Consider the following 4111-nt stretch of genomic DNA (forward strand, 5'->3'; position numbering starts at 1 on the left):
ATCAACCAGCTCAAAGCACTGATCGTGTCCGCCCCCGAAGCCCTTCGCGCGCAGTTGCGCGGCCGGTCTGGCAAGCAACAGATCGCGGCCTGCCTGACGCAGGTCGCGTGCTCAACCGAGGACGTCGAGCACCGCATGACCGTGCGGGCGCTGCGGTGCACCGCCCAGCGAATCCAGACGTTGACCGCGGAAGCGAAGGAGCTCGAGAAGGCGATCCACCTACTTGTCCAGGCGATGGCGCCCGAGCTGTTGGCACTGGTCGGAGTCAGGCCGATCAGCGCGGCGCAGATCCTTGTCAGCTGGTCGCACCCAGGGCGGTTCCGTTCCGACGCGGCGTTCGCCGCCTTCGCCGGCGCCGCTCCGATCCCCGCATCCTCCGGCCTCACCACCCGCCACCGGCTCAGCCGAGCCGGGGACCGCCAGCTGAACAGGGCACTCCACACGATCGTTCTCGTCCGGGCCCGAGTCGACCCGGCGGCCCGGGCCTACATCGCGAAGCGGACCGCCGAGGGAAAGTCCTCCCGCGACGCGCAGCGCTGCCTCAAACGCGCCGTTGCCCGCCAGGTCTTCAAACTCCTGGAACGCAAGGAAGGATCAGCTGCCACGACGTCCCGGGAACCCCACGCGGCTTGACAAGACATAGCAGCCTCGGGGCTGGTCCCGCGACTCACGTTCACACCTGCCCGGCGAGTGGCCACGAGAGCTCGAATTAAGCAGCAGAGTCGCTGCTTCCCGCCCTCCCCGGCGTCTCCCGGGTCAGACTGCGCTCAGCTCCCACCAGACTGCTGCGACAGCCCAGCGAGGAGGTCTCGCACCTCCTTCGATTCCCAGCGCCTCACGGCGCACCAGCGCCTCATGGCGCACACGTCCGCGACGTCACCTTCGGCGAGGACGCCTCCACCAGCAGAACCGGCCGGGCGCCCGCAACCCTCGCGATCTTCCGGGGCGCCGTGATCACCGCGATCCGCGCCGCGGGCTACCGCTACATCCCCGAAGGCCGCCTCGACCACGTCACCGCGACCGCCGCACTCAACCTCCACGGCTTCCCATGACAAACCCGCCACTCCAACCGAACCCGACATCCAACGCCATCAAGGTCATGACGCGTTCTTGCAAGAGCCCTGGCCACCCCCCGGGACGGAGCGATCGACGTCGGTCTGCGCGTCGATCGCATGCTGGGTCTTGTCGCAGGCGGCCGAGCCGCGCGTCGGGTCGACGGCGAGTAGATGGGCGGCGACCCGTCGTAACAGCTGGTGGAGAACCGCATGCTCCGCCGGGTCCAGCGGAGACAGGATGTGCTGGTCGACGAGCCGGCGATCTTCCTGGATCGCGGTGTGGAGCCAGGTGCCAAGCTCAGTCGCGGTGATGATGCGCGCCCGTCGGTCGGCGGGGTCAGGGTGGCGCTCGACCAGGCCGGCCTGCTCGAGCTCGTCGACGAGGCGGACCATCACGGTCCGGTCGATGCCGAGCCGACGAGCGACTTCGATCTGGCTGGGGGCCGCGCCGTCGAGGGCGGCGCCGAGGATCTGCAGGCCGCGCAGGCCACCCGGGATCCGGCTCACGGCCGCCGCTGAAGCAGCCAAATAGCCGTGGTGCACCTGGTCAAGTAACCAGCCCAGATCTTCCCCAAGGCCGTCGGGAAGGCTCCATGCCGCAGCGGGAGACCCGGCGGCGGTCACCGCCGCGTCGCCCACCCTGCGAGAGACCCGTCAAAGCAGAGAATAATCTCAAACGCGGACACAATGGCCAATCTTTTGTTGATGATTCGTTGCTTGTTTTAGAAAACGTCGGAGTACACCAGAAGCTAAAGTAGCCGGAATTTCATAATCTGGGCACCTTGAGTCTTCGTAGGCCTGCAAACTGCAAGATTCTTCCGAGTGTGCATTTGTTACTTCATCACGGCCCAAATGGCCCACGCCATGAACGACGCCCAGGTGTGCCCGGGAGCGGGGCTGTCCCGTCGATGACTCTGGTGCACTTTTGGTGGTGGCTGGGAGTCTACGGTTCGGGATCTACCCGTTTGGGTCGCGATTTTTCGCTCACATATGATTTCGGGGTCTGCTGCCGGTGGCAGCAGGAACGTGGGAAAGCTGGCCGCTCCCTGGCCATGGATACGGAAGTGTTGCGGCCTGCTGGTCTGAGAAGACGACTCGGCTACCAGTACCGCGGATGCCTTGGCTATACATCGTCACCGTCGAATATGCGATGGCGCCGTTGGTCGGAGGCTCCCCTCTGTGGGTCGCGCTGGATCGGTCGGCGAGCTCGAGCAGGTTAGGGACATGCCTCCGTGTTGACGAGGTTCGTGCCGGTGCTGGAGGATGCCTCGTCGGAGTTGAGGAAGACCGCCGGTTGACCATCTCGACTGGCTGTCTTCGGCACGGGATGAGGTTCCCCTCCGAGTAGCGTCGCAGGACTCCGGGGCCGGCCCCCGCCGAACCCTTCGTAGGGTCCCGACCACTCAAGCTGGACAGGAACCGGGCGCCCCACGCCCGCCCGGGATGCGCGAGGCGGGTGTGGGGCGCCAGTGTCACCCGTTGGCGACGACTCGGACGGGGTGGAAGGTCGCGGTCACCCGCTCCGTGCCGGGGAGGTCGAGCATTGTCTCGTCGACGCCGTAGTGCTTGGCGAACAGCGGGAGCAGCTCTTTACCCGGGTCGGGGGTCAGCTCGACGTCGGCACGGATCTCCAGGGTGCGAAACGGGTTGGCCGGGTCGAGGATGAACAGGCCCGCGACGGGCTTACGTAGCAGGTTCTTGTACTTTTGCCGGCTGGTGATCATGGAGGTTCGCAGGGTCGACCCGTGGAAGAGGTGCCAGACCGCGGTCGATTGCGGCCGGCCGTCCGCGCCGATGGTGGTCAGGACCGCGGTCAGGGGCTGGGTGAGTAGGTCCAGGTGCGATGCTGGGATCTCGGCCTGTGCCGGTCTTGTCATGGGGCGATGAACTGGAGGTCGAGTTCTACCTTGATCTTGTCGCCGAGGGCGAGCTTGCCGGCGCCGAGGGGCATGTTGAAGTCGATGCCGTAGTCACTGCGACGGATCTCGGTGGTCGCGGCGAACCCGGCCCTGGTCCGGTTGTCCGCGGGATGGACGTCGACGCCGTAGAACTCCACTGCCAGGGTCACGGGCTTGGTGATCCCGTTGATCGTCAGGTTGCCGGCGGCCTGGTAGTTGTCCTCGTCGGCGGTCACCGACACGGACTGGTAGTGCATGGTCGGGTTGCTTTCGATGTCGAAGAAGTCGGTGGAGCGTAGGTGGGCGTCTCGATCGGCCTGGTTCGTGTTGACCGAGGCCATGTCGATCGTGGCCTCGACGGCTACGTCGGCAAGAGTCTCGCCGACGGTCAGTGTCCCGTTGAACACGTCGAACCGGCCGCGGACGTTCGTGACGCCGAGGTGGCGGACCTGGAAGTAGACACCGGAGTGCGCGGGGTCGATGGGCCAGACGCCGGCGGCCAACGGCAGCGCGCTGGCTCCGGAGAGTGCTGGCGCTGACGGGTTTGACACGGAGGGAGTCGTCACAGCTGACCTTTCTCGGAAGCGGCTTGTGGTTGTAAAAGTATAGTTACCGCTTAAAATATAGCAACTGCCGAAGGTCGTTGACCGCGGGTACCATGAGCGGATGGAGCCATCGGAGCGAGACGCGGTGAGCTGTCACGCGCTGACCCCGGTCTTCGCTCTGCTCGGCAAGCGCTGGAGCGGTCTGATCATCGGCACGCTCCTGGCCGGCCCCGCACGCTTCTCCGAGATCTCCAAGCTGGTGCCCGGTGTCACCGAGCGGATGTTGTCGGGGCGGTTGAACGAACTCGTCCAGGCCGGTCTGGTGGCGCGCGAGGTGATCGAGGGCCCGCCGGTCGGCGTCCGCTACCGGCTCACGCCGCGCGGTGAGGCGCTGCGTCCCGCCCTGGCCGAACTCGAACGCTGGGCGACTGAACATCTGGTGACAGACACCGACCACGTCCCGCCCGGCAATCGAACAGAGCCGGCGGGAAAGTAGAGGCCGTGTCCTTGCCTGCCAGGGGCGCGGTGCCAGTCGTTCACGGTGCGCGGGATATCGTCGGACGGCGGCCCGTTGCGCGATCCCGATGCCCGCGAAGGCGGTTGACTGCTTCGT

General features: G+C 66.3%; 5 protein-coding genes. 2 read left to right on the top strand and 3 right to left on the bottom strand.

The window, feature by feature from the left end; translation table 11 throughout:
- On the top strand, window positions 1–633 hold a 633-nt coding region (locus AC559T_RS08835; protein ID WP_498868400.1), incomplete at its 5' end, for a transposase.
- Window positions 634–1097: 464 nt separating this feature from the next.
- Here AC559T_RS08835 and AC559T_RS08840 read toward each other — a convergent pair.
- The 3 genes from AC559T_RS08840 to AC559T_RS08850 form a co-directional block, all read right to left on the bottom strand.
- Window positions 1098–1694 carry a MarR family winged helix-turn-helix transcriptional regulator gene (locus tag AC559T_RS08840; protein WP_498868401.1) on the bottom strand — a complete coding sequence of 199 codons (597 nt, stop codon included), beginning with the start codon at window positions 1692–1694 and terminating at the stop codon, window positions 1098–1100.
- Window positions 1695–2527: 833 nt separating this feature from the next.
- Window positions 2528–2932: a PPOX class F420-dependent oxidoreductase gene (locus AC559T_RS08845; protein ID WP_498868402.1), complete on the bottom strand. Its 405-nt coding sequence runs from the start codon at window positions 2930–2932 to the stop codon at window positions 2528–2530.
- Complete coding sequence (locus AC559T_RS08850; RefSeq protein ID WP_498868403.1) at window positions 2929–3519, bottom strand: YceI family protein; 591 nt, start codon at window positions 3517–3519, stop codon at window positions 2929–2931. The genes AC559T_RS08845 and AC559T_RS08850 overlap by 4 nt, the downstream gene beginning before the upstream one ends.
- Window positions 3520–3619: 100 nt before the next feature.
- On the opposite strand from AC559T_RS08850, the gene AC559T_RS08855 reads away from it, so the two are divergent.
- Window positions 3620–3994, top strand: coding sequence for a winged helix-turn-helix transcriptional regulator (locus AC559T_RS08855; protein ID WP_498868404.1), 375 nt, complete (start codon window positions 3620–3622; stop codon window positions 3992–3994).
- Window positions 3995–4111 lie beyond the last annotated feature (117 nt).

The sequence above is a fragment of the Frankia sp. Hr75.2 genome (assembly GCF_949319125.1).
Lineage (GTDB): Bacteria > Actinomycetota > Actinomycetes > Frankiales > Frankiaceae > Parafrankia > Parafrankia soli.